Source organism: Daquilactobacillus linshuiensis (assembly GCF_052828685.1).
The window spans coordinates 1,322,374-1,348,937 of sequence record NZ_CM128255.1 but is presented as its reverse complement, the minus strand read 5'-3'; the positions used below and the strand labels follow the sequence as shown (position 1 = coordinate 1,348,937).

The following is a 26,564-nucleotide window of genomic DNA, read 5'->3' as shown; positions in this document are numbered from 1 at the left end:
AATTACTTATCTATTTTTTTGTTGTAAAAGAGGACAGAATGAAAAAACTTTTTAAATATACTATGATTTTTTTTGCCCTATTAATATTAGCGGGATGTAGTAGTGAAAAAAATAAACACAGTAAAGTCAAGATTGTAACATCTATTTCTACTTATGAAGATATATCTAAAAATATAACTGGAAAGTATGGGGATGTAGAGGCAATTATTAGATCGTCAAATGTTGATCCTCATGATTTTAATCCAGATACGTCGACAGCTAAAACAGTGGCTAACGCTGATATTATTGTGGCTAATGGTTTGGGATATGATGATTGGATTTTAAAGCTCAAAGATCATAACCAATTAATTAATGTAAGCGAAGATATAGCAAAACTTTCTGATGGTCAAAATGAACATATTTGGTTTGATATCCACTATATGAAAAAACTCGTAAAAAAAGTAACTCAAGAAGTATCAAAAAAAGATCCTAAACATAAAAAATATTTTAAACAAAATTCAAATGAATATTTAATAAAATTAGACAATATTGAAAATAAAGAAAATATATTAAAGAAAAAACTAATTGGGAAAAAAGCATATGTTAGTGAGCCTGTTTTTTCATATTTATTAAACGATATTGGAATTAAAGTTGAAAATCCAAAGTTTGCTAAAGCTATTGAAGATGGTACGGATCCTTCTATTTCAGATGTAAAAAATATGGAGTATGGTCTTCGTAATAAAAAGATAGATTTTATGGTTTTAAATAAACAAGTTGATAGTAATGTTGTTAATAAAATGGAAAAAGTTGCCAAAGATAATGATGTTCCTATATTATATGTAACTGAAACTTTACCAAGTAAAACAACATATATTAAATGGATCAATGGTTATCTAAATAAATTAAATGAAATAAATTAGAGGTTTTAATGATTGAATTTAAAAATTTAAGTAAGATATTTTCTGATAAAGCACTCTTTAAAAATGCTAATTTCACTATTAACGAAGGTGATTTTATTGGTGTTGTTGGTAAAAACGGTTCTGGAAAGACAACTTTAATTAAAATACTGATGGGATTAGAAAAACCTAGTTCAGGAAGCGTTAAATTTTCTAAAAATAAACTTAAGTTTGGTTATGTTCCTCAATTTAGGAATATTGATGGTGATTATCCATTGAGTATTAAAAGTTTTGTTGAGCTGAATCTTAAAAAATCAGGATTTCTATTTAAAAATGACAAAGATAAAAAAAGACTTGAGGATGCACTTAAAAAAACAGGATTGCTAAAATTAAAAGATTTACCGTTAGGGTTAGCATCTGGTGGAGAAAAGCAAAAAGCCTATCTTGCTCAGGCAATTGTAAATGATCCAGATGTTTTAATATTAGATGAGTCTACTGCAAGTCTTGATGGAGTCGCTAAAGAAAAATTAATGGAAGTAGTTGAGTCATTAAACAAGGAAAAAAAATTAACTGTTATTTTTATAACTCATGATTATTTCTTGATTAAAAAATACGTTGATAAGTATCTTTGGTTTGAGAATAAACAAATTAAGATGAAAGATATATCAGATTTAAAAGAAAAAGTATTTGAGGAGTAAGTATGTTTCAATATGAATTTATGCGTCAGGCTTTTGTTGCTAGCACTTTCATTGCAATTACTTGTGGGATTGTAGGAGTTTTTGTCGTAGCTAGAAATATGTCATTTTTGTCTCATACTTTATCTGAAATTGGTTTTGCAGGTGCTGCATTTGGTGTATTAACTGGAATCTCACCATTATCAGGAATGATTATATTCACTCTTGTTAGTTCGATTTTAGTAGGTTCAATGAGTTCAAAAAAAGAAAGAAGCGAAGCTTCAACCAGTGCAATATCTTCTTTATTTATAGGAGCGGGTATTTTGTTTTTGGCCTTATCTTCTAAAACAAGTAGTTATGCAACTAATATTTTGTTTGGAAGTATTGTCGGAATCAGTCAAGAAAATTTATTAGAATTAATTATATTAGCTGTAGCTATTTTATTGACGGTCTTAATTTTTTTTAAAAAATTAAGTTTTGATTCTTTTGATGCAATTGGTGCAAAGTCGGCCGGATTACCGACAGTATTTTTATCCGTAATTTTTTTGATAATGATTGCTTTAAGCGTTAGTATTGGGGCTCAAGTAGTAGGATCACTATTAGTTTTTGTATTATTAACTCTTCCAGGGGCAACAGCCAAGTTTTTTGCGCACTCGGTTCTAGGATTATTGGCTGTTTCTGTTATGCTTGCTTTATCTGGAGTTTGGTTAGGGTTGATTTTAGGGTATTATACAAATTGGCCAGTAACGTTCTTTATTTCTATTTTTGAAGTATTAAGTTATTTTATAGGTTTGTTAATAAATAAAATAAAAGTTAACTAAAGTGATATAATTCTTAACATTAAAATTTTTAGTTGAGGGTAATTATGGCTAATCAGTTTCGAGGCGAAGGTCCTAGAGTATCTAGAACCGAAACGAAAAAAAGAGAAAAAGAAAAAAGAAATGGGAAAAACGTAATCCTAAGAGTTATAGGTTTATTTTTTGTTTTAACACTTTTTGTTAGTGGAGCATATGTTCTTAGACTTTTGTCTCAAACACAAAATGCGTTAAATAATACTTATTCACCACTTTCTTCAAAAGATGTTTCAAAAAAAATTAGCGAGAAAAAACCTTTTAGTATTTTATTAGTAGGTGCTGATACGGGTGGATTAGGTAGAACAGATCGAGGGAACTCCGATACTCTGATTCTGACTACTGTTAACCCAAAGAAAAATAAAGTTAAAATGATAAGTATACCTCGTGATACTTTAGCAGAAATTGAAGTGCCACAATCATATCAAAATTCTGAAACCTCACAATTAGACGGATATGCTCTTCAAAAAATTAATTCTGCGTATAGTATGGGTGGATTGCCACTATCAATGAAAACAGTTGAGAAAAATTTAAATGTTCCAATTGATTACTATATGATGGTTAATTTCTCATCTCTTCAAAAAATTGTTGATGGGATAGGCGGAATTGATGTAGATGTGCCATTTACTTTTACTAGTCCAGCTACTGGTGGACAACATTTTGAAAAAGGAAAAGCTCACTTAAATGGAGAATACGCACTAGCATATTCTAGAATGAGACATGAAGATCCACAAGGTGATTATGGTAGACAAAAGCGTCAGCGACAAGTTATACAAGCAATTGTAAAAAAACTTCTTTCAGCTAATACATTAACGAAGTATCAAAAAATTCTAAATAGTGTATCAGGATCAATGAAGACTGATTTAACTTTTGATGATATGACTACATTGGCTCAAAGTTATAGATCTGCTGGAAAACATATGGATTCAGATTTTATTCAAGGAAATAGTACAAGTGTAATCTATGAGAAATATCCAAGTGGATTAAGTGTTGAAGTCCCCTCCAATGAAGAACTCCAAAGAGTATCTGATGAAGCAAGAACTAGTCTTGGTATGAAAAAAGAAACTCTTAAGACTGAAGTAATGAGACAAAATAAACTTAATGAACAAAATGGTTTTGTATTTGGTAGTGGAGTTGATCAGGTTTACAAACTTTATTCAAAAGATTATGATACGCAAGTATCAGTACCATATATTTAAATAGTTAATCGGGGTAATATTTAACCTCGATTTTTTTATTGCAAAGGAAAGAAAATGAGTATTTTAACGGTAGAACATTTAAGTCATCAATTTTTAGATAAACAATTATATGATGATGCTAGATTACAATTAAATAAAGAAGATCACATGGGTATTATTGGACAAAATGGTGTAGGTAAAAGTACTTTAATTAAAATTTTGACAAAAGAGCAAGATGCTGATGAATCACAAATTAATTGGCAAAAAAATATTTCTATTGGGTATTTAGATCAATATGCAAATTTGACTCAAGGATTATCAATAAGAGAGTTTCTAAGAACAGCATTTGATGAATTATTTAAAGCACAAGAAAAAATGCTAAAAATATACAGTGAATCTCTAGGCGAAGAAGAATTGCAAAAAGCCGGACAAATCCAAGAAAAGTTAGATGTATCTGGATTTTACGATACAGATACAAAAATTGAACAAGTTGCTACTGGACTTGGGATAGATGCTCTTGGTTACGAAAATGATGTATCAAAATTAAGCGGTGGACAAAGATCAAAAATAATATTGGCAAAGTTATTATTACAAAGGCCAGACGTGTTATTGCTAGATGAGCCAACTAATTATTTAGATACAAATCATATTGATTGGTTAGAAAATTATTTGAATTCTTTTGAAGGTGCTTTTATTGTTATTTCTCATGATTATGATTTTCTTGAGAAAACAACAAATTGCATTTGTGATATTGAGTTTGGCAAAATAACTCGTTATACGGGGAACTTAAAACAAGCACTCAGGCAAAAAGAAGAAAATAAGAAAACATATTTAAAGGCTTATGAAAATCAACAGAAAAAAATTGCTAAAGAAAAAGCATATATTGCAAAATTTAAAGCAGGTTCTCGTTCTAAAAGTGCTAAGAGTAGGGAAAAACAATTAAATAGAATGGAAATAATAACACCACCTGAAAGTAAGCCGATACCTAAAATATCATTTCCATATTTTGAAACAGCTAATAGCCAAATATTGATAGAAACCAATGACTTAGTTATTGGATATGACTTTCCAATATTAGATGAAAAATTTAATTTTTCTGTCGTTTCAGGTGAAAAAATTGTTATTAAGGGATTTAATGGAATTGGCAAATCAACTTTAATAAAGACCTTAATAGGACAAATTAAACCAATAAGGGGCAATTATTCAGTATCTCCTATAACGAGAGTTGGGTATTTTAAACAAGATTTAAAATGGGAAAATAAATTTGATACACCATTTCAAATTTTAAAAAAATTACATCCTGAAGCTGAACAAAAAGAGATTAGACAAAATCTCGCTAGAACAGGATTGACTGCACAACAAGCACTTTCCCAGATACATACATTATCGGGTGGAGAGCAATCAAAAGTGAAAGTGGCAGATTTGATGTTTAATAAAATTAATATTTTATTTATGGATGAGCCAACCAATCATTTAGATGATGAAAGTAAGAATTCTTTAAAATATGCACTAGCTCATTTTGAGGGCGCAGTTATTTTGGTTACGCATGAAGATGGATTTTATGATAGCAGTTGGATTGATAAAACAATTGACATTGAAAAATTAAGTAAAAAGTAAGGACTTCTAATGATAGAAGTCTTTTTACTTTTGAAGGTCAAATTTATATAATGAATTAATTAGTAATTACAGGAGAATAGCCATGGATGAGAAAAAAAGAACTGAAAAAGTTATTTCTGTATGTCTTGAAGCTGGAAAAATAATGGTTCAAAGCGGATCTGAAATGTATAGAGTTGAAGATACTATGACAAGAATGGCACAAGCTGCTGGAGTTCAAAAAGTAAATGTTTTTGGAACTCCAACAGCTATAGCCATGGGTGTTGATGATGTTTCTGGAATTCAGTTAAAACAAATTAAAAGTAGGACTATTAATCTAGAAAAAGTTAGTAGAGTAAATGAATTATCAAGAAAATTTTCTGCAGGAACAATAACTTTAGAAGAATTAGCTATAAAATTAAAATTTATAGACGAAGATGTTCTTGATTTTCCTTTCTGGTTACAGGCTGTATCTGCCGCAATGGTTGGTTCAACTTTGATGATCCTGTTTATTAAGCAATATGATTGGATAGATTTTCCAATATCTGCATTTTTAGGGATGTTAGGATTTATTTTATTTACTTGGATAAATAAAAAAATAAAACTAAAATTTATGTCAGAATTTTTTGCGTCTATCATTATAGGTTTTTTAACAATTGGTGCAGTGAAACTAGGCTTGGGTAAAAATATAGATAATATATTAATAGGGGCAGTAATGCCATTGGTTCCAGGTGTACCGCTAACTAATTCGTTACGAGATTTATTAGAAGCGCATCTTCTTGCGGGTATTGCTCGAGGTGTTGAGGCTGTTTTAAGTGCATTGGCAATAGGAATTGGAATTGCTGTTGTTTTAAAAATGTTTTTGTGAGGGTGAAAAATGAACATATATTTACAAATACTAATACAAGTTTTATTTTCCTTTTCTGCAACGGTAGGTTTTGCAATCATCATTAATAATCCACGAAAAGCTTTATTTGCTTGTGGGATTGCTGGTACTGCAGGGTGGTTAGTATATTGGAGCTTATATAATTTAAGTCTGGGTAAAATCTTTTCAAACTTTGCCGCTGCGTTTATTGCGGGATTTTTAGGATTAGTTTTTGCAAGAAAAAAGAAAATGCCAGCTATTTTATTTAATATTCCTGCGCTTGTTCCCTTAGTTCCGGGCGTAACTGCATATGAAGCAGTGAGGACGATGGTAATTGGAAATATTGATAAGGCTATCCAGTCATTTATCATTGTTTCACTTGTTACAGGGGCTATTGCTATGGGATATATGTTTGCTCAATTGATTAATGATTTATATTTAAAAATTAAGAAAATATAAAGTTGAGAAATAGTGTTGACAACCACTAGATTTAGATGGTATTCTATTTAAGCTGTTTCAGACGGACAGCAAAGTTGTAAAAAATAAATTTTAAATTAATTCAATAAACTTCTTGACAATGTTAAATATTCGAGATATGATATATGAGTTGTTTAAAACGAAAGCAACAAGGTAGACCTTTGAAAACTGAACAAAGTTTTAACGCTAATTGTGTAGGGCTACAAGAGATTGTAGTAAAACAATTGCGAAGTCAATTCGCTAGTAATAAAAAAGAGTCACAAACTTAATATGAGAGTTTGATCCTGGCTCAGGATGAACGCTGGCGGCGTGCCTAATACATGCAAGTCGAGCGAGATATCGTTTTTGACTGAAGGTGCTTGCACCTGAAGGATAAGACATTGTATCGAGCGGCGGACGGGTGAGTAACACGTAGGTAACCTACCCTAAAGAGGGGGATAACATCTGGAAACAGGTGCTAATACCGCATAACAACAATCATCGCATGATGGATGTTTGAAAGATGGTTTCGGCTATCACTTTAGGATGGACCTGCGGCGCATTAGTTAGTTGGTGAGGTAACGGCTCACCAAGACGATGATGCGTAGCCGAACTGAGAGGTTGATCGGCCACATTGGGACTGAGACACGGCCCAAACTCCTACGGGAGGCAGCAGTAGGGAATCTTCCACAATGGACGAAAGTCTGATGGAGCAACGCCGCGTGAGTGAAGAAGGTTTTCGGATCGTAAAACTCTGTTGTTGGAGAAGAATGTATCTAATAGTAACTGATTAGGTAGTGACGGTATCCAACCAGAAAGCCACGGCTAACTACGTGCCAGCAGCCGCGGTAATACGTAGGTGGCAAGCGTTATCCGGATTTATTGGGCGTAAAGCGAGTGCAGGCGGTTAATTAAGTCTGATGTGAAAGCCCTCGGCTCAACCGAGGAAGTGCATCGGAAACTGGTTAACTTGAGTGCAGAAGAGGAGAGTGGAACTCCATGTGTAGCGGTGGAATGCGTAGATATATGGAAGAACACCAGTGGCGAAGGCGGCTCTCTGGTCTGTTACTGACGCTGAGGCTCGAAAGTATGGGTAGCAAACAGGATTAGATACCCTGGTAGTCCATACCGTAAACGATGAGTGCTAAGTGTTTGGGGGTTTCCGCCCCTAAGTGCTGCAGCTAACGCATTAAGCACTCCGCCTGGGGAGTACGACCGCAAGGTTGAAACTCAAAGGAATTGACGGGGGCCCGCACAAGCGGTGGAGCATGTGGTTTAATTCGAAGCAACGCGAAGAACCTTACCAGGTCTTGACATCTCCTGAAAAATCTAGAGATAGATCTTTCTCTTCGGAGACAGGATGACAGGTGGTGCATGGTTGTCGTCAGCTCGTGTCGTGAGATGTTGGGTTAAGTCCCGCAACGAGCGCAACCCTTATTGTCAGTTGCCAGCATTAAGTTGGGCACTCTGGCGAGACTGCCGGTGACAAACCGGAGGAAGGTGGGGACGACGTCAAATCATCATGCCCCTTATGACCTGGGCTACACACGTGCTACAATGGTCGGTACAACGAGCAGCGAGTTCGCGAGGACAAGCAAATCTCTTAAAACCGATCTCAGTTCGGATTGTAGTCTGCAACTCGACTACATGAAGCTGGAATCGCTAGTAATCGCGGATCAGAATGCCGCGGTGAATACGTTCCCGGGCCTTGTACACACCGCCCGTCACACCATGAGAGTTTGTAACACCCAAAGCCGGTGGGGTAACCTTTTAGGAGCTAGCCGTCTAAGGTGGGACAGATGATTAGGGTGAAGTCGTAACAAGGTAGCCGTAGGAGAACCTGCGGCTGGATCACCTCCTTTCTAAGGATAAATACCAAATGGTATAAACGGAATCTGCACAAGTTAAAACTTTGTTTAGTTTTGAGAGGTCTACTCTCAACTTCGTACCTTGAAAACTGAATACTAACGAAAAGAAACACCGAAAACTGCGCGGCTAAGAAATTAGCCAAGAAAAGTAATTTAATAGGTTAAGTTATAAAGGGCGCATGGTGGATGCCTAGGCACTAGGAGCCGATGAAGGACGGAACTAACACCGATATGCTTCGGGGAGCTGTACGTAAGCTTTGATCCGGAGATTTCCGAATGGGGGAACCCAATTGTTTTTATCGACAATTACATGTAAGTGAATACATAGCTTATGTGAGGAAGACGCAATGAACTGAAACATCTAAGTAGTTGCAGGAAGAGAAAGAAAAATCGATTCCCTGAGTAGCGGCGAGCGAAACGGGAAGAGCCCAAACCAGAGAGCTTGCTTTCTGGGGTTGTAGGACTGATGTAGTGAGAACAAAAGGCAGAGATAGTTGAATGATTTGGGAAGATCAACCAAAGAAGGTGACAGTCCTGTAAACGAAATCAAAGCCACTCCAATCAGTATCCTGAGTACGGCGGAACACGCGAAATTCCGTCGGAATCCGGGAGGACCATCTCCCAAGGCTAAATACTCCCTAGTGACCGATAGTGAACCAGTACCGTGAGGGAAAGGTGAAAAGCACCCCGGGAGGGGAGTGAAATAGATCCTGAAACCATGTGCCTACAAATAGTCAGAGCTCGTTAATGAGTGATGGCGTGCCTTTTGTAGAATGAACCGGCGAGTTACGTTTACATGCAAGGTTAAGTAGAAGATACGGAGCCGAAGCGAAAGCGAGTCTGAAATGGGCGACATAGTATGTAGACGTAGACCCGAAACCAAGTGACCTACCCATGTCCAGGTTGAAGGTGAGGTAACACTCACTGGAGGACCGAACCCACGTATGTTGAAAAATGCGGGGATGAGGTGTGGGTAGCGGTGAAATTCCAAACGAACTTGGAGATAGCTGGTTCTCTCCGAAATAGCTTTAGGGTTAGCCTCGAGGTAAGGATCATGGAGGTAGAGCACTGTTTGGACTAGGGGTCCGTCAAGGATTACTGAATTCAGATAAACTCCGAATGCCATTGATTTATACTCGGGAGTCAGACTATGAGTGATAAGATCCGTAGTCGAAAGGGAAACAGCCCAGATCACCAGTTAAGGTCCCAAAATCTATACTAAGTGGAAAAGGATGTGGGGTTGCTTAGACAACTAGGATGTTGGCTTAGAAGCAGCAATTCATTTAAAGAGTGCGTAACAGCTCACTAGTCGAGTGACCCTGCGCCGAAAATGTACCGGGGCTAAGTATAGTACCGAAACTGTGGATGTATCGTAAGATACGTGGTAGGAGAGCGTTGTATGAGGGAAGAAGCTGTACCGTGAGGAGCAGTGGACTTCATAGAAGTGAGAATGCCGGTATGAGTAGCGAAAGACCAGTGAGAATCTGGTCCACCGTATGACTAAGGTTTCCTGGGGAAGGCTCGTCCGCCCAGGGTTAGTCGGGACCTAAGATGAGGCCGAGAGGCGTAATCGATGGATAACAGGTTGATATTCCTGTACTAGTATATATTGTTTGACCGATGGAGGGACGCAGGAGGATGATGTGTGCATGCAGCTGGAAAAGCATGTTCAAGCAACAAGTTTTGTTATGAGTTAAATGCTTGTAACTATAAGGACAAGTTGTGATGAGGAGCGAAATTATAGTAGCGAAGCACAGTAACTCACACTGCCAAGAAAAGCTTCTAGTTAGATATATACTACCCGTACCGCAAACCGACACAGGTAGTCGAGGAGAGTATCCTAAGGTGAGCGAGAGAACTCTCGTTAAGGAACTCGGCAAAATGACCCCGTAACTTCGGGAGAAGGGGTGCTGATCGCAAGGTCAGCCGCAGTGAATAGGCCCAAACAACTGTTTATCAAAAACACAGGTCTCTGCAAAATCGTAAGATGACGTATAGGGGCTGACGCCTGCCCGGTGCTGGAAGGTTAAGAGGATGAGTTAGCTTCGGCGAAGCCCAGAATTGAAGCCCCAGTAAACGGCGGCCGTAACTATAACGGTCCTAAGGTAGCGAAATTCCTTGTCGGGTAAGTTCCGACCCGCACGAAAGGCGTAATGATTTGGGCACTGTCTCAACGAGAGACTCGGTGAAATTATAATATCCGTGAAGATGCGGATTACCCGCGACAGGACGGAAAGACCCCATGGAGCTTTACTGTAGCTTGATATTGAGTTTTTGTGTAACATGTACAGGATAGGTAGGAGCCGTAGAGCTCGGAACGCTAGTTTCGAAGGAGGCATTGGTGGGATACTACCCTTGTTATATGAAGGCTCTAACCCTCGCCGGCAATCACGGCGGGAGACAGTGTCAGGTGGGCAGTTTGACTGGGGCGGTCGCCTCCTAAACAGTAACGGAGGCGCTCAAAGGTTCCCTCAGAATGGTTGGAAATCATTCGCAGAGTGTAAAGGTATAAGGGAGCTTGACTGTGAGACTTACAAGTCGAGCAGGTACGAAAGTAGGACTTAGTGATCCGGTGGTTCCGCATGGAAGGGCCATCGCTCAACGGATAAAAGCTACCCTGGGGATAACAGGCTTATCTCCCCCAAGAGTTCACATCGACGGGGAGGTTTGGCACCTCGATGTCGGCTCATCGCATCCTGGGGCTGTAGTCGGTCCCAAGGGTTGGGCTGTTCGCCCATTAAAGCGGTACGCGAGCTGGGTTCAGAACGTCGTGAGACAGTTCGGTCCCTATCCGTCGCGGGCGTAGGAAATTTGAGAGGAGCTGTTCCTAGTACGAGAGGACCGGAATGGACATACCTCTGGTGTACCAGTTGTTCTGCCAAGGGCATCGCTGGGTAGCTATGTATGGAAGGGATAAACGCTGAAAGCATCTAAGTGTGAAGCCTCCCTCGAGATGAGATTTCCCATTCCGTTAAGGAAGTAAGACCCCTTATAGATGATGAGGTTGATAGGCTGAGCGTGGAAGTACAGTGATGTATGGAGCGGATCAGTACTAATAGGTCGAGGGCTTAACCGAGCCGTAGTAAGTAGGAAAGAGTAGTTAGTATTTAGTTTTGAAGGTACGAAAGTACTAAGTGTGGTGATGATGGCAAGAAGGATACACCTGTTCCCATGTCGAACACAGAAGTTAAGCTTCTTAACGCCGATAGTAGTTGGTGGGAAACTGCCTGCGAGGATAGGAAGTCGCCACGCGATTTAAAGATCTTAGTTTTTAACTAAGATCTTTTTTTGTGTTTGAATAATTGAAAATATGTCCATACTCATGTAGTATAGATAGTGCGATGAGTCGAGAGCTATTTAATAGCAATTGATAGTGACGGAATATTGTTTTTCTACCGGATGTAGATGTATTTTTACAATTGTGTGAACCTTTTGTAATTACCTTATAGGGTACCGTCTTGCATGCCATGGGATTTCTCCCATGGCTTTTTTATAATAATTTAATTTAAGGAGGAAAATCTATGAAGGAACAACGTCGCTGGCTTTTATTACTGAACATAATATTTAATATGGTACTTGGTTTTATATTACCGGTTAATACAATCTTTATTAATAAGAACCTTGGTGAACCTTTAATGACGGCTGGATTTGTGTTGATGATTTATTCAGCAATGATGATGATTGGTAATACTGTTGGAGGCGTCATGTTTGATAGATTTTCCAAGAGATTAACTTTAATTATAGGATATGTTATTTCAGCATTTTGTCTTTTAGTTATGTCTGTTCATCATGTTTGGCCTTCATATGCAATTATATTATCTGTTTTAGGATTTGGTATGGGGCTTTCTTACACAGCTATTAATGGTTATACTGCTTTTATTGCTGAACAATTTTTGGGTGATTCTAGAATTATTTTTAATAATATGTATCTTGCAGCAAATATTGGTATTGCCATCGGTTCGACTGCAGTTGGTTTTATTTTTAAAGCAAGTATTTTTTTAACTTTTTTAATTCCAGCTATTATATTTATTTTAAGTATTTTTGTTGCTCTAATTAAAGGCTCAGTACTTGATACTTATAAAAACATTTCTCATAGCAATAGAGAAAGTATTAAGATTAGTGAAAAAGATCCTAAGGAAATTATTGGAAGTACAAGATTTCTTATTAATCTGATCATTATATCTTCTGCTGTATTTATAGTTTGGGTTGGATACTCTCAATGGGATAGTAATATGTCGGTTTATATGCTTGATCAAGGCTTATCTACTAGAGAGTACGGATTAGTATTTACTGTAAATGCAGTATCGTTACTTGTAATTCAGCCTGTTGTTAATAGATTTATTTCGAAGATTTTTAAACTTCTTAAGTTTCAACTATTACTCGGTATAGCAATTATGAGTTTATCTTTTTTATTACTACCTTCTGCCAAGACATTTTTGGCTTTTATATTGAGTATGTTGGTTTTAACACTTGGTGAATCAATGGTATTTCCAACAATACCTGCATTATTGAGTAAATTATCTACCAATAAAAATCGCGGAACTATGCAAAGTATATATAGTATATTTGGTTCATTAGGTAGAGCTGTAGGTCCCTATGTTGGCAGTATGATTATAACTTTGATTTCGTATCCTAGCTTATTTTTTATAATAACTGTTACTATGCTTGTTATGGGAGTTTTAATGATAGGTATTAAGGAGACTAATTAATGATTTATCTTTTGTTAGCTATACTGTTAGTACTATTAAATTTATTTGTTGTAGTAAAAAAAGTTTTCGATATTATTCATTCTCGCGGTTCAAATGCTCTTGGTGGTGAAAAAATAGTTATTTCAAAAAATCATCCTTTATTTAAAAGAACTTTAGAATTTAGTGAACAAAATCATGAAATATGGGAAATTAATAATGATAATTTAAATTTAAAGGCGTTTTATTATCCTCAAAAAGAAAGTAAAAAAACGGTTATTTTGACGCATGGTTTTGGTGCCACACATAAATCGCTAGATATTTTTGGACAATTATTTTTTAAACTTGGGTATAATGTATTAATGCCAGATAATCGAGCTGCTGGAGATAGTGAAGGCAGATATTTAACATTTGGATTTTATGAAAAAAAAGACTTACTTTGTTGGATTAATGAATTAAATAATAAGCATAAAGATCAAAATATTCTTCTTTTTGGTGCTTCAATGGGTGCTGCAACTGTATTACAACTTTTGGCAGAGGACGATCTTCCATTAAATGTAAAAGCGGTGGTTGAAGATTCTTCTTATACCGATGCTGAAAGTATTATTAAATTTCACGCTATTAAAAAAATTGGTAGAACAGCTAACTTGTTAATACCACTTGTTTCACTTTATTCAAAAATAAGGTTAGGTTTTTTTTATAAAGAAGCTAGCCCTATAAATGTTATAAAAAATGATAAACTTCCTATATTATTTGTTATTGGTGATAAGGATGTTACGGTTCCATCAATAATGGGGAAAAAGCTGTATGATAGTTATCAAGGAGAAAAAGATTTATACGAAAATCCTGAAGGTATTCATATTAGGTCATATAACCAAAACCCTAAAGAATATGAAGAAAAATTAATTAATTTTTTAAATAAAAATTTTGAAGTGTAGGTATTATTATGAAAATTACTGCAAGTGATTATATGGATTTAATTGAAAACGAAAAATATGAAACAAAAGCAGTTGCTATCAAAGATAAAGAATTTGAAAATAAAATAAATTCAGAAATAAAAAAAGCTGCAACTTTTGGAGACGATAGCCTTAACTCTGGTAAATTGTTTGAATATCAAATTAATGTTGGTAATACAGTGTTTTTGATTCAATCAGGAATTATAAATTTACCATTTCAGGACTATAAAAAAGTTACGCATTTTTTTGATGATGATGAGGAAATTGAAACTAAAATATATTTAGTGACTAAATCTGAATTTATTAACAAATCTAAGTTGAGAATTGAAAAAGTTTCTGATGATTCTGAGATTGATAGTAAAGTTCAGGAATTGATTGTTGATTTTATGAAGAAACAATTAAGTGCAATTAAAGAAAATGAATCTGAAAGTGATGATATTAAATAATGCATAGTTTATTGTTATTGGTTATTGTTGGCGTACTAGCAGGAGTGATTGGTTCACTTCTTGGCCTAGGTGGAGGAATGATAGTTACTCCTGTTTTAACTATGATTATGGGTTTGGATATTAAGTATGCCATAGGTGCCAGTGTGATTTCTGTTATTGCAACAAGTTCAGGTGCTTCAATTGCTTATTTAAAAGATGACATGCTCAATTTAAGAGTAGCTATGTTTTTAGAAATTGCTACTACAATAGGTGCAATTGTAGGTGCGTTATTAGCAGGAGTCTTTTCTTCTAAAGTATTATATATTTTATTTGGATTGTTGTTAGCTTACTCAGCTGCAAATATGGTTATGAAACTATTAAAAAAACAATCCGATAATATAATTAATTCTAATGATAACATTGCCACTCGGCTAAAACTTAACGGCAGTTATTATGATAAGGTTGTAAAAAAGCAAGTTGATTATTCTGTAACACACGTTCCTGGTGGATTTGTTATGATGCTGGCAGCTGGTTTAGCTAGCGGATTGTTAGGAATTGGTAGTGGAGCTTTTAAAGTAATCGCAATGGATACAATAATGAAAATGCCACTTAAACCTTCAAGTGCAACAAGTAATTTAATGATGGGAGTAACTGCAGCTGCAAGTACTACTGTGTATTTTTTTAGTGGGGCAATTAAACCTGAGATCGCTGCACCTCTTGCTGTTGGGGTATTAGTGGGAGCTACAATTGGTTCAAGGATTATGCAGCGACTTAGTGCAAAAACCATTAGATTGATTTTTATTCCTATAATATTATACATGGGTGTACAGATGATTCTGAAAGGCTTTGGTGTAGGTATATGATTGACGAAAAAAAAGCACTTGAAATGAAAAAAATTGAAATAGTTATTGGTAAAATATTAAGATTAGGGGTAATGATATCTGTTGCCGTAATATTAATTGGAATAGTTATGTATTTAATTAATAATGGCAGTGGCTATAGTCAAGATACTTTTCCGATAACTTTGACAGAAATTATTAAAGGGGTATTTAATGGTAAATCATATGCCATTATGATGTTAGGTCTATTACTTTTAATTTTTACGCCGGTATTAAGAGTCATTGTGTCTATATATGCATTTGCTAAGGAAAAAGATATAATGTACACGGTTATTACAATAATTGTATTATTAATTTTGATAGTTGCTATGACAATTGGATTTTACAAATAAAAAGCATTCCATTTTACTGGAATGCTTTTTATTGATTATCAATATCTGTCATGACTTTTTCTTTGAATTCATTCATCAAAGTTAACATCTCTTGTGTCTTTTTCTTGCCAAAAGCGTCTACCCAGCCACTGAATCTTTCGCGAATCTTGGGCATTAATTCATTGACGGCTTTTTTTCCTTTTTCAGTAAGGTGCAAAATCATACGACGACGATCATTAGGATCGATTTCTTGAACTATAAAATCATTTTTTATCAAAACACCTGCTTGACGAGATATAGCTCCACGAGTCACATTTCTTTTTGCAGCTATATCTTTTAAAGAAATTGAACTATCGTCGTTGATTTCACGCAAAATTAAAAATTGTTCAAATGACAGTCCATAATATTCTTGTGTTGGCTTTGATACTAATTCTTCAATATATTTGATTGCTGATACATAGATATCGATATAATCTTGTAATAACTGCTGATTTTCCATAAGTTCAACTCCTAATTAGGCTCTTTGAATATTCTATCAAAAATTCAGTTAGTTTGTAAGTGGAAAACGTTATTATATTAAGTAATTAGCCAGTTTTTGATATTCTGTAGAGTTTAAGTTTAATTTGAATTTTGTCCCTGTTTCAAGATATTCTTTTGACAAAATTTCTAGGTTATTTTGTATATATGAAGTTACGTCTCCTTTATTAAATGGAATTAAAAATTCTGCTTGTTTAAAGTCTTTATAGATATTATCTTTAATTAGTTTTATTAATAAGGAGATTGATTTTTCATCAATAGCCGAATAATAAATATTCTCCCCTTCAATAGAAGGATATGCAATATTAGCTAAATCAGATTTATTGTATGCAATAATTGTTGGCTTATTTAAAACACCGATTTCTTTTAAAGTTTTTTCAGTAACTTCAATATTTTTTTGTGAGTTTGGATCTGAATAATCAACGACATGTATTATTAAGTCTGCATCTTTTGCTTCTGATAATGTAGTTTTGAATGATTCTACTAAGTTGTGAGGTAATTTACTAACAAAACCTACTGTATCTGATAATAAGAAATTGGTATTGTCGGATAGAGTAATATTTCTAACACTTGTGTCTAAAGTGGCAAATAGCATGTCTTTTTCAAAGACTTTACTATCTTCATTTGAGCTTATACTTTTATTTAATAATGCATTCATTGTTGTTGATTTACCAGCATTGGTATATCCAACCAACGCAACAGTTGGCAAAATGTTATTTTTTCTTTTTTGACTTTGTGTATCTAGATTTTTATCAACCTCTAATAGTTGTTTTTTTAAGGCGGTTATTCTGTTTCTAATAACACGTCTATCAAGTTCTAATTTTGTTTCTCCAGATCCACGAGTTGCTGAGCTTCCCCCACGTTGTTGATCAAGTGGATTACCTGATGGATGAATTCTTGGAAGTTCATATTGTAACTGTGCAATTTCGACTTGAAGCTTTGCTTGTTTTGTTTTAGCACGGCTTGCAAAAACTTGTAAGATAAGTTCAGTTCTATCAATCACATTTAAACCAGTTTGTTTTTCCAAGTTTCTAATTTGAGATGGTGATAATTCATCATTGATAACAATAATTTTTACATCATTTTCTTCTGCAACATGTTTGATTTCTTCAACTTTTCCAGATCCAAAATAGGTTGCGGCGACAAGTCTGTCTAAATTTTGTATTATAGTTGTTTTCACTTCCATATTGTTCGCTTCACAAAGAGCTGTTAGTTCATTCATTGTATAGTCAAAGTCATTTTGAAGGTGACTAACTCCACCTGTTATTACTTTTGTACTTTCTTCATTCATATAAAAATCCTCTGTCTACATCAAGTAGATTGTTGAACAACTTAATGTATAATTTATTAGTAATTTACTACCTTATCTTAACTAAATGATAGTAACATTTTGAAATACATAATACAAAAATTGATAAAAGAAAAAGTTGCCATTAGGCAACTTTTTTGCTTTCTTTTAAAGACCTAATTCCGAGAACGAAACCAGTAGATGCAACTATTATAATTATTAAAATCTCTACTATCAATTCAATAGTATTTACAAATTTAGAGTTAAGTGTATTTTTTTGAGAGATTCTAAGTAAAGGAATGATTGTACTTAAGATAAATATTGAACCGATAATATAAAAAACTGCTAAGTTTCGTTTATTTACGGATTCACTATGATTTTTTTCGTATTTTGCTATATATGGAAGAAGAATACCGATTGCTAGCATAATAACTGGCTCAATCAGATTGAGAGTAATTACATGCCAATAAGCAGCTGTTCCAAACTTTTCATCTATTTGAAATACAGATAGACAAGCAAATGTGAATGTAAATAATAGACACCACCAACCAACAATTAAGGCAAATTTTCTATTTTTTAAGAAAACAAATTCAGAGGGAAATTCTTTTTGTCTTAAGCGTACAGTTATGAATGAAGTAAATAAAAAACATGTGGCAAATGGAGAGACTATACCGTTTAAATTAAGTAATTGATTAAAAATTGAGTTCATATTAGGTAAGGTAGCACTCAAAACTAAAATAACAGTACAAATACCTGTTGTTAGCCAATAACCATTTATCGGTAATCCGCGTCTATCTGTTTTAGTAAGACCACTTGGTAAATATTTTTTAGCTGTGTCTGATAGAAACATCCTAGTTCCCGCATCAATTAAAACGGCTAATTGAGCCATCATATAGATGGCTTGTGTTACTGAAAAAATATACATAAATAATTGACCCACTCCAAATTCGTTACCCATGTATTGGAATGCATAATATGATCCGTTCATTTTTAAATCATTAGGTAGGTTATGAGCATTGAAGAAAATTCCCAAAGAAAATGAGCCTAAAACTGTCAAAAATCCAGTCATAATTGCTAACATCCACATTGCCTTTGGGAAATCTCGTTTTCCATTTTTCATTTCATTTACATAAGGTGCAATGTATTCAGATCCGTTCATGGCAAAAATAAATAAACCTAGTGTAGTAAAGTATTGGAAATTAAATTTTGGAATAATTGATTTTATTGTAAAAGGTTGTGAATGAGGAATCCCGCCTTTACCTAGGTAAGCAAAAGTCATAATTACATATAAAACAGTCATAATAAACATAGATCCGCCACCCAAAATTCCTAACCACTGTAAGGAATTTCTTAAACGATGTTGAATGAAAATAAATAAGGTAAAAATTAATGCAGTTAAAAGAGCAAATAAACTATTACTCATTTTGTCTTGCATTGAGGCATCACCATTAACTAGCCAACCAAATGAAACTACCATGGAGTTGGCAACGTCAACTAAGTATGGTAATCCTACAACCCAATAAGTCCAGGCTGCGACATAACCCCAAGTATCTCCCCAGGTTCCACGAACCCATGAAGATAATCCTCCACCTTCTTTATTAAAAACAGAGCCTAAATGTCCTACCATCATTTCATAAGGAATGACAAATAAAAATAACATTAAAATCCATGTAGTAATAGTACCAAGCCCTTGGTTTTGAAAATTATAAATAATATCGTCAAAACCAATAACTGTAACGAAATCCATTAAAGCAATAATAGGCCAACTTATATATTTTTTTTCAGAGCCTAATTCTAATTGTTCCTGCGGCATCGGACCGACCTTCCTTTCATATCTTTATAACGTTAAAATTATACCTCAATACTGATTATTATTAAAAAAGGTATAACTTACAATTTTGTAAGATTAGTATCTTGTTTTGTAAGAACAAACTAAGGTATAGGCAAGTTAAATACCATAGAATAGTTTTTATAAACAGGAGGAAGTTAAATATGACAAATGTTGTAAATGTAAAAAACATTGAAAAAATATATGGAACAAAAAATGAAAAAAAATATAAGGCACTTTCAGATATTAATTTTGAAGTTGATTCCGGAGAGTTTGTAGGAATAATGGGTGCCTCAGGATCAGGAAAAACAACACTTTTAAATATTTTATCTACTTTAGATAAACCCACTAGTGGTGAAGTATTAATTAATAATAAAGATGTAACTAAGCTAAAAGGGAATCAAATGGCCGATTTTCGAGCTGAAGAGATTGGATTCATTTTTCAAGATTTCAATTTATTAGAAAATTTAACTGCGTACGAAAATATTGCACTACCTTTATCTTTACAAGGGAAAAATAGTGATGTCATTAATAATTCTGTAGGAAAGATTGCAAAAAAACTTGGTTTAGAGGATATTTTAGATCACTATCCTACAGAATTGTCAGGAGGGCAAAAACAGCGAGTTGCTTCTGCTCGAGCACTTGTACATGAACCAGCAATATTATTTGGTGATGAGCCGACAGGAGCATTAGATTCTAAAAGCGCTCGTGCGTTGTTAGAAACGATGAGCAAAATAAATAGAGAAGATAATACTTCAATTTTGTTAGTAACACATGATCCTTTTTCGGCAAGTTATTGCAATAGAATTTTATTTATTAAAGACGGACAAATCGGACAAGAGCTAAAGAGAGAAAATAGCTCCAGAGCAGAATTTTATCAAGAAATATTAGATTCATTGGGAACATTTGCAGAATAGAAAGGAGGATGAAGATGTTAAATAAATTAGCAATAAGTGGTATTAAGCATCGTTTAAGAGATTATAGTGTTTTATTTTCTGGTTTAACTATTTCTGCCGCAATATTTTATATGTTTATGGCATTAGCAACAAATAGATCTTTTTTAAAAAATAGTTCGCCAGTCAGTGCAACTCCATTCATTTTTGGATTTGGAATAATACTTTTAGCAATTATTACTTTGGTATATATAATATATGCCAATGGATTTTTAATGAGTATGAGGCAGCGTGAATATGGTATGTTTATGATGCTTGGAGCACGTGGAAGCAAAATAGGAAAAATGATTTTTGTGGAAACACTCATATTGGGTGCAATGTCTACAGCAATAGGTGTAGTAGTTGGTATTTTACTTACAGGAGTTTTAAGTAACTGGTTAATAGATGCACTAGATTTAGTTATAAAACACTTTAATCCATTATATTTACCAGCTGTAATATATACTTTTATATTCTTTATAATAATATTTGCATTAGCCGCTTTAAAAAACAGCATAGCTTTAAGAAAAACAAATGTATTAAAGTTATTAAATATGGATAAGCAACCTACTAGAATAAAACGTGTTGGTTGGCTAAAAATGATTCAAGCAATAATTGGAGTTGGATTATTGGCAATTGGATATTATGCAATGATTTTACTAGGAAAAGGAACATTGGTAATGCTTCCAATTGCTTTATTGACAATAGTTGCTGGCACTTATTTTGTAATCAATTCACTATTTAGCTGGATTATTAAAACTTTAAAAAATAATCGTCGCTTCTCTATGAAAAAATTAAATAATTTCACTCTATCTCAACTAGGTTTTAGAATATCTGATTATACAAGAATCTTATCTATGGTAGCAATGCTATTTGCTCTTGCGTTAGGTGCAATTACAGTAGGAAGTGAATTTAAAGATGCAACAGAATATATAACGAATGCTAATAATTATTATGATGCTGTTGTTCATAATATTGATAAAGACCAAAGAAAAAATATTTCCAAAGTTGATGTTAAAGATCAAGTGACTTATAACTATAAAATAACTGATAAAAAGGTTTATTTGGATAAGGAACAATTCAAAAAGCATGAACTGGCCGCTAATAAGCTGACTAATAATATTAAGGAAATGAAAACACCTAAAGTCGTTCATTACAACTTTAGTAATAATAAACAGATTTCACATTTTAGTGAAACAGAATTATTTTCGCAAATACCTGAGGCTATGGACCGTGAAACGGAATTCATTAGTACAACAGAATACAAGAAAATATCTGAAAAAGAAAATACAATAACATTTATTAAATCTAGCGGTTTTAAAAAGAATTTAAAAGCAATCAAAAAAATAGCAAGTTTAGATGTTAAATATAAAAAAACATTAATGGGACAAAAATATATTCAATATACACAAATAAATAGTATATTCTCAGGACTTGAATTTATGGGAATCTTTTTAGGAATTGCATTTCTAGCAATGTTAGCTAGCTGTTTGATGTTTAAAATACTTTCTGGAGCCGCAAGTGATGTTAAAAGATATGAGATGTTACATAAAATGGGGGTTAGAGACGGGCTATTAAGTAAATCAATTAATAAAGAAATTGCAGTATTATTCTTAATACCAGGAATTATGGGAATAACTCACGTATTGTTTGGTTTACAAATGTTTGTTTCTTTATTACCAAAGCCATATATTGGATTAGGAATTCCATTTATTATTTTCTTTATAATGTATGCAGTTTATTACTTAATAACAACAACTCTTTATAAACAAATAGTATTAAAAAAATAAAACTAATATTTCAAAAAAGCAGTCTCAAAATGAGACTGTTTTTTGTTATTTAGAAATCATTGAGCCTTTTTCTTGCTTAGTGCTTCTTCTGTAGATTAAAATTATTTTAATAAACTATGTCTAACAACGGAGGTGCTAATTATGTCAATGATAGAATTTCACGGTGTACAGAAATATTATGGAAAGTTTCACGCCTTAAGAGATATTGATTTAACTATTAATAAAGGTGAGACCGTGGTTTTGATAGGGCCTTCAGGTTCGGGTAAAAGTACATTGGTTAGAACTGTAAACGGATTAGAAGACATCCAAGAAGGTAAACTTGTAGTTAATGGGCATGATCTTTCTAACCCTAAAACTAATATAAACATATTACGTAAAGATGTCGGAATGGTATTTCAACATTTTTATCTTTATCAAAATAAGAATGTATTAGAAAATGTTATGTTGGCTCCAAGGATAGTTTTGAAATTAAATGAAGAAGAAAATAAAAAAAGAGCTGCAGAAATGCTAAATATGGTAGGACTTGTGGGTAAGGAAAAAAATATGCCCTCACAAATATCTGGAGGTCAAGCGCAGCGAGTAGCTATTGCTAGGTCTCTAGCAATGAAACCAAAGTGTATGTTATTTGATGAACCAACAAGTGCTTTAGATCCAGAAATGATTGATGATGTTTTACAAGTTATAAAAAAAGTTGCTGAGCAAGGAGATATGACTTCTTTAATCGTTACTCATGAAATGGGATTTGCCAAAGAAGTTGCCGATAGAGTTATTTTTATGGACGATGGGAAAATTTTAGAAGATACTGATTCAAAATCTTTTTTTGAAAATCCACAAAACGAACGTGCTAAAAAGTTTTTGAGTAAAATCATTTCGCATTAGGTTAGGAGGATCAGCTATGAGAAATAAAAAAATATTGTTAAGTATTATTTTAATGTTGATCTTAATACTATCTGGGTGTTCAAATACAAAAAGTTTATCAAAACAATTGGTTTTAAAAAATGCATATGAAAGTAAAACTATAACCTGGGGTGTAAAAGCTGATACTAAGTTATTTGGTTTAACGGATGTTAAAGACGGCAAGCAAAAAGGCTTTGATATTGATATGGCAAAATTAATAACCAAAAAGATTTTGGGTAAAACAGGTAAAGCAAAATTTGTAACTGTAACTTCACAGTCTAGAATTCCTTTACTGAAAAATGGAAATATAGATGCAATTATTGCTACAATGTCAAATACTCCTGAAAGAGCAAAGATTGTTGATTTCTCTAATTCATATTTTGACGCGGGACAGTCACTTTTAGTACCAGAAAATTCTACGATTAAAAGTACTAAAGACTTATCCGGAAAGACTGTATTAGGAGTTGTCGGTTCCAATTCTGTTCAGAATATAAAAATAGCTGCACCTAAAGCAAAAGTTTTACAACTTCAAGATTATGCTCAGACTATGACAGCATTAAAATCAAAACAAGGTGACGCTTTAACAACAGATAACGGAATATTATATGGAATGGCAGTGGAAAATAAGGGTTACAAAGTTGTTGGTGGAACATTTACAAAAGAGCCATATAGTATTGCGGTGAATAAAGGCCAAAAGGACTTCTTAAAAGAGACTAATAAAGCTATTAAGGAAATAGAAAAGAGTGGAGAATATAATAAATTAATAAAAAAATGGTTCGGGGATGTGCCTGGATTTAACTATAAGGAGTTGTATCGCTAATGATGAATATAATAACGAGCCATTGGTCAGAACTTCTAGCAGGGTTTGGATGGACAATATTTTCTAGTGTACTAGCACTTATATTTAGTTTAGTTATTGGATTAATTTTTGCTATCCTGGAAGTTTTGCCAAATAAGATTGCAAGAATAATAGGTCAAATATACGTAGAAATATTTAGAAATATTCCGTTGCTAGTTATTACAATGTTTTTTTACATAGTAATTCCATTGTATGTTGTTAAAATAAATGGATTTATAGCGGGAACAATCGGACTTACTATATATACTTCTGCGTTTATAGCTGAAACTATTCGATCAGGAATTTTGTCAATTGATAAAGGACAAATGGAAGGAGCTAGAGCAACAGGAATGACTTATTGGCAAAGCATGCGTTATATAATTTTGCCACAAGCATTTAAGATTGTAATTCCACCACTAGGAAATCAATTTGTTAATCTAGTTAAGAATTCGTCAGTGTTAGCATTTGTTGCTGGATTTGACTTAATGTATCAAGGAAATATGATAGCATCTACTACTTTTGATACTATAAATACTTACATAATCGTTGGATTGTTATATTTAGTAATTACATTACCGTTAAGTTATTATATGCAGCATTTAGAAAAGAAAATAGTCTAAGGAGGAAATGGACATGCAAAATTTTATTGATGCTTATTCAGTAGTTAATTTACGTTTTCTTCTAATGGGACTTGCAGTAACTGTTTTTATATCGGTAGTATCTGTTGTATTGAGTTTTATTCTTGGCTCAATTTTAGGAATAATTAGATACTCTAAGTTAAAATTTATTTCAAAAATAACAGGACTTATTATTGATATTTTGAGAAATCTCCCACTATTATTAATAATATTCTTTACTTATTTTGGATTACCAAACTTAGGATTTAAACCAGATACAATACCTGCTGCAATATTAGCTATGACTATTTTTGAATCAGCAATGATAGCCGAAATTGTGAGATCCGGTATTATGGCAGTTCCTAGAGGACAAATGGAAGGTGCCAGGGCAACAGGAATGACATATTTACAAGCAATGTGGCATATAATTTTACCTCAAGCTTATAAAAAAATGATTCCAGCAATGGTGAGTCAATTTATTTCATTAATAAAAGATACTTCATTAGCAACGATTATTGTTGTTCCTGAATTAATGCAACACTCACAAATTATATATGGGCAAAATGCTAACTATATAATTCCAATGTTCTTAGCAATGTCAGTAATGTATTTTGTGGTTTGTTATGGATTGTCTTTATTGTCTAAAGGAATTAATAGGAAAATTAAGATATAAAAAAGCTCAATTTAATTGAGCTTTTTTATTTTTGTCAAAATGTAATAAGTAAATGAAGTAATAGCTATTGAAATGAAAGTTGTACCAATTGTTTGTTCAAAAAAGCTTATTTGTTTTAGTGAGAAATAAGATACAACACCAACTATCCATGAAATAAAGGCAATAATATTGATGCCATGGTAATACCAATAACTTCCACTTTTTTTATCGAATTCATCAATGTTGTATTTTCTTTTTCTAAGTAAGAAATAGTCAGTTAAAAATATTGCAATTTCTGGTCCAAGAAACATACCAATACTATCTAAGAATATTTGGAATGCCTCCAAAAAAGTAGCGAAGTATGCGGGTATAAAAGTTACAAAAGTAGCGACAATTGTTACTATCCAAAGAGCTTTTTTTAGTTTTATTTTTGGAAAAATATTTGTTATAGCAGATCCTGCAGCCATAAGATTTACAGCATTAGCAGTTGTGCTTGTAAGCATGATAACAACTAATGCTAAAGCTCCAAGACCTAATTTTGTAGCAATTGTGCTGGGATCTGAATTATTAGGATCATAGTTATTTAAGGTGATAGCTGTAGCTATTGTTGCTATAAGACCTATTAAAGCGAACCAAATCAATCCTATATTTGCACCTAGAAAAGAATATACAGTAGAAGCTTTTTTTGATTTAGAAAATCTACTAAAATCCGCAGCGGCAGTGACCCAAGCTAGGTTAAATGCAGCTAAAATATCAATTGCGGTTCCTGTAGATAATCTTAACTTGATGGGTGGATTCCAAGAGGCTATTTTAGATAAAGGAACTGTTTTTAAAACAATTATTGATTCCCACATAACAAAAACAGTAACTAAGACTATTCCAATTCTTTCTATCCAACGAACTGATTTTTGACCTAAAGAAATACTAAGTAAGTGAAGTATAGACATAACTATTATGCCGACCAATAGTCCAAATTTGTTCATTGTTTGATTATTTATAGACCATTTAAAAATATCTCTAAGAATAAAACTGACTGAAACTGCAGCAATATATGTATTAACAGCTGCCCATCCAATGAATTGAATGATGTTAATTAAAGAAGGAAATATTGATCCACGTATACCAAATGCCCCTCTTATTAATGACATTGTGTTTAACCCAGTTTCAAACCCCATAAACGAAGTTAAACTAAGTAGTATATACGATAGACCTCCAACAATTATCAAAAGAGTTGATGATGTAAAAAATCCACATGCAGCTATCACACCACCAATATACCAGGTTCCATTGTTTGCATTTGCTCCAATCCAAGTTGCAAACATGTCCCAATTAGACATTGATCGTAAATCTGAAGTTATAGTATTCCTTTTTTTAAAATTCACTTTCACTCTCCATTCCAAGTGAACAACTAGAATAAAAAAAATCGCTCGAAAAGAGCGATTTTTATTAATAGCCGCTCCCTTATCAGTATCTCTGTACTGCCTTAAAAGGATTTAATTTAAAGATAGTTTACTGAATAGCAGACTGTAAGTCAATTACCAAACAGTAA

General features: G+C 33.5%; 22 protein-coding genes and 3 rRNA genes. 21 read left to right on the top strand and 4 right to left on the bottom strand.

Annotated elements, in window-relative coordinates:
• Nucleotides 1-38 precede the first annotated feature (38 nt).
• The 15 genes from ACUV9F_RS07265 (at nucleotide 39) to ACUV9F_RS07195 (ending at nucleotide 15,657) form a co-directional block, all read left to right on the top strand.
• Nucleotides 39-899 carry a metal ABC transporter solute-binding protein, Zn/Mn family gene (locus ACUV9F_RS07265; protein WP_446183607.1) on the top strand — a complete coding sequence of 287 codons (861 nt, stop codon included), beginning with the start codon at nucleotides 39-41 and terminating at the stop codon, nucleotides 897-899.
• An 8-nt stretch (nucleotides 900-907) separates the two neighbouring features.
• Nucleotides 908-1,573 (top strand): ATP-binding cassette domain-containing protein, encoded by a 666-nt coding sequence (locus ACUV9F_RS07260; RefSeq protein WP_446183606.1) that lies wholly within the window; start codon nucleotides 908-910, stop codon nucleotides 1,571-1,573.
• Between the two features lie 2 nt (nucleotides 1,574-1,575).
• Nucleotides 1,576-2,370: a metal ABC transporter permease gene (locus ACUV9F_RS07255; RefSeq protein ID WP_446183605.1), complete on the top strand. Its 795-nt coding sequence runs from the start codon at nucleotides 1,576-1,578 to the stop codon at nucleotides 2,368-2,370.
• Between the two features lie 44 nt (nucleotides 2,371-2,414).
• The gene (locus tag ACUV9F_RS07250; protein WP_446183604.1) at nucleotides 2,415-3,599 is read left to right on the top strand and encodes an LCP family protein; all 1,185 of its coding nucleotides are present in this window, start codon (nucleotides 2,415-2,417) and stop codon (nucleotides 3,597-3,599) included.
• A 54-nt stretch (nucleotides 3,600-3,653) separates the two neighbouring features.
• Nucleotides 3,654-5,195 carry an ABC-F family ATP-binding cassette domain-containing protein gene (locus ACUV9F_RS07245; protein ID WP_446183603.1) on the top strand — a complete coding sequence of 514 codons (1,542 nt, stop codon included), beginning with the start codon at nucleotides 3,654-3,656 and terminating at the stop codon, nucleotides 5,193-5,195.
• An 82-nt stretch (nucleotides 5,196-5,277) separates the two neighbouring features.
• A complete protein-coding gene (locus ACUV9F_RS07240) occupies nucleotides 5,278-6,039 on the top strand; it encodes a threonine/serine exporter family protein (RefSeq protein WP_446183602.1) in 762 nt (253 codons plus the stop codon).
• A gap of 9 nt (nucleotides 6,040-6,048) precedes the next feature.
• Nucleotides 6,049-6,495: a threonine/serine exporter family protein gene (locus ACUV9F_RS07235; RefSeq protein WP_446183601.1), complete on the top strand. Its 447-nt coding sequence runs from the start codon at nucleotides 6,049-6,051 to the stop codon at nucleotides 6,493-6,495.
• A gap of 284 nt (nucleotides 6,496-6,779) precedes the next feature.
• Nucleotides 6,780-8,354, top strand: a 16S ribosomal RNA gene (locus ACUV9F_RS07230).
• Between the two features lie 165 nt (nucleotides 8,355-8,519).
• Nucleotides 8,520-11,436, top strand: a 23S ribosomal RNA gene (locus tag ACUV9F_RS07225).
• Nucleotides 11,437-11,495: 59 nt separating this feature from the next.
• Nucleotides 11,496-11,612 (top strand): 5S ribosomal RNA (gene rrf, locus ACUV9F_RS07220).
• The 16S, 23S and 5S rRNA genes sit together here, the layout of an rRNA operon.
• A 269-nt stretch (nucleotides 11,613-11,881) precedes the next feature.
• Complete coding sequence (locus ACUV9F_RS07215; RefSeq protein WP_446183600.1) at nucleotides 11,882-13,069, top strand: MFS transporter; 1,188 nt, start codon at nucleotides 11,882-11,884, stop codon at nucleotides 13,067-13,069.
• Nucleotides 13,069-13,983: an alpha/beta hydrolase gene (locus tag ACUV9F_RS07210; RefSeq protein ID WP_446183599.1), complete on the top strand. Its 915-nt coding sequence runs from the start codon at nucleotides 13,069-13,071 to the stop codon at nucleotides 13,981-13,983. The genes ACUV9F_RS07215 and ACUV9F_RS07210 overlap by 1 nt, the downstream gene beginning before the upstream one ends.
• 8 nt (nucleotides 13,984-13,991) lie before the next feature.
• Nucleotides 13,992-14,447, top strand: coding sequence for a hypothetical protein (locus tag ACUV9F_RS07205; RefSeq protein ID WP_446183598.1), 456 nt, complete (start codon nucleotides 13,992-13,994; stop codon nucleotides 14,445-14,447).
• A complete protein-coding gene (locus tag ACUV9F_RS07200) occupies nucleotides 14,447-15,289 on the top strand; it encodes a sulfite exporter TauE/SafE family protein (RefSeq protein ID WP_446183597.1) in 843 nt (280 codons plus the stop codon). The genes ACUV9F_RS07205 and ACUV9F_RS07200 overlap by 1 nt, the downstream gene beginning before the upstream one ends.
• The gene (locus ACUV9F_RS07195; RefSeq protein ID WP_446183596.1) at nucleotides 15,286-15,657 is read left to right on the top strand and encodes a DUF1634 domain-containing protein; all 372 of its coding nucleotides are present in this window, start codon (nucleotides 15,286-15,288) and stop codon (nucleotides 15,655-15,657) included. The genes ACUV9F_RS07200 and ACUV9F_RS07195 overlap by 4 nt, the downstream gene beginning before the upstream one ends.
• A 28-nt stretch (nucleotides 15,658-15,685) precedes the next feature.
• Here the strand turns inward: ACUV9F_RS07195 and ACUV9F_RS07190 are convergent, their stop codons facing one another.
• The 3 genes from ACUV9F_RS07190 to ACUV9F_RS07180 all read right to left on the bottom strand — a co-directional run bounded on the left by ACUV9F_RS07190 (nucleotide 15,686) and on the right by ACUV9F_RS07180 (nucleotide 19,274).
• Nucleotides 15,686-16,135, bottom strand: coding sequence for a MarR family winged helix-turn-helix transcriptional regulator (locus ACUV9F_RS07190; RefSeq protein ID WP_446183595.1), 450 nt, complete (start codon nucleotides 16,133-16,135; stop codon nucleotides 15,686-15,688).
• 72 nt (nucleotides 16,136-16,207) lie between these two features.
• Entirely contained in the window at nucleotides 16,208-17,464 is a 1,257-nt protein-coding gene (gene hflX / locus ACUV9F_RS07185) for a GTPase HflX (RefSeq protein WP_446183594.1), read from the bottom strand.
• 142 nt (nucleotides 17,465-17,606) lie between these two features.
• Nucleotides 17,607-19,274, bottom strand: coding sequence for an APC family permease (locus ACUV9F_RS07180; protein WP_446183593.1), 1,668 nt, complete (start codon nucleotides 19,272-19,274; stop codon nucleotides 17,607-17,609).
• A gap of 179 nt (nucleotides 19,275-19,453) precedes the next feature.
• Here ACUV9F_RS07180 and ACUV9F_RS07175 point away from each other — a divergent pair, with 179 nt between their 5' ends.
• The 6 genes from ACUV9F_RS07175 (at nucleotide 19,454) to ACUV9F_RS07150 (ending at nucleotide 25,036) form a co-directional block, all read left to right on the top strand.
• Nucleotides 19,454-20,206 carry an ABC transporter ATP-binding protein gene (locus ACUV9F_RS07175; RefSeq protein WP_446183592.1) on the top strand — a complete coding sequence of 251 codons (753 nt, stop codon included), beginning with the start codon at nucleotides 19,454-19,456 and terminating at the stop codon, nucleotides 20,204-20,206.
• A 14-nt stretch (nucleotides 20,207-20,220) separates the two neighbouring features.
• The gene (locus ACUV9F_RS07170; RefSeq protein ID WP_446183591.1) at nucleotides 20,221-22,011 is read left to right on the top strand and encodes an FtsX-like permease family protein; all 1,791 of its coding nucleotides are present in this window, start codon (nucleotides 20,221-20,223) and stop codon (nucleotides 22,009-22,011) included.
• Nucleotides 22,012-22,152: 141 nt separating this feature from the next.
• Nucleotides 22,153-22,890 carry an amino acid ABC transporter ATP-binding protein gene (locus ACUV9F_RS07165; RefSeq protein ID WP_446183590.1) on the top strand — a complete coding sequence of 246 codons (738 nt, stop codon included), beginning with the start codon at nucleotides 22,153-22,155 and terminating at the stop codon, nucleotides 22,888-22,890.
• 16 nt (nucleotides 22,891-22,906) lie between these two features.
• The gene (locus ACUV9F_RS07160) at nucleotides 22,907-23,728 is read left to right on the top strand and encodes a transporter substrate-binding domain-containing protein (protein WP_446183589.1); all 822 of its coding nucleotides are present in this window, start codon (nucleotides 22,907-22,909) and stop codon (nucleotides 23,726-23,728) included.
• Nucleotides 23,728-24,366, top strand: coding sequence for an amino acid ABC transporter permease (locus ACUV9F_RS07155; RefSeq protein WP_446183588.1), 639 nt, complete (start codon nucleotides 23,728-23,730; stop codon nucleotides 24,364-24,366). The genes ACUV9F_RS07160 and ACUV9F_RS07155 overlap by 1 nt, the downstream gene beginning before the upstream one ends.
• Before the next feature lie 13 nt (nucleotides 24,367-24,379).
• Nucleotides 24,380-25,036 (top strand): amino acid ABC transporter permease, encoded by a 657-nt coding sequence (locus ACUV9F_RS07150; protein WP_446183587.1) that lies wholly within the window; start codon nucleotides 24,380-24,382, stop codon nucleotides 25,034-25,036.
• An 11-nt stretch (nucleotides 25,037-25,047) separates the two neighbouring features.
• Here the strand turns inward: ACUV9F_RS07150 and ACUV9F_RS07145 are convergent, their stop codons facing one another.
• The gene (locus tag ACUV9F_RS07145; protein WP_446183586.1) at nucleotides 25,048-26,403 is read right to left on the bottom strand and encodes a cytosine permease; all 1,356 of its coding nucleotides are present in this window, start codon (nucleotides 26,401-26,403) and stop codon (nucleotides 25,048-25,050) included.
• Nucleotides 26,404-26,564 lie beyond the last annotated feature (161 nt).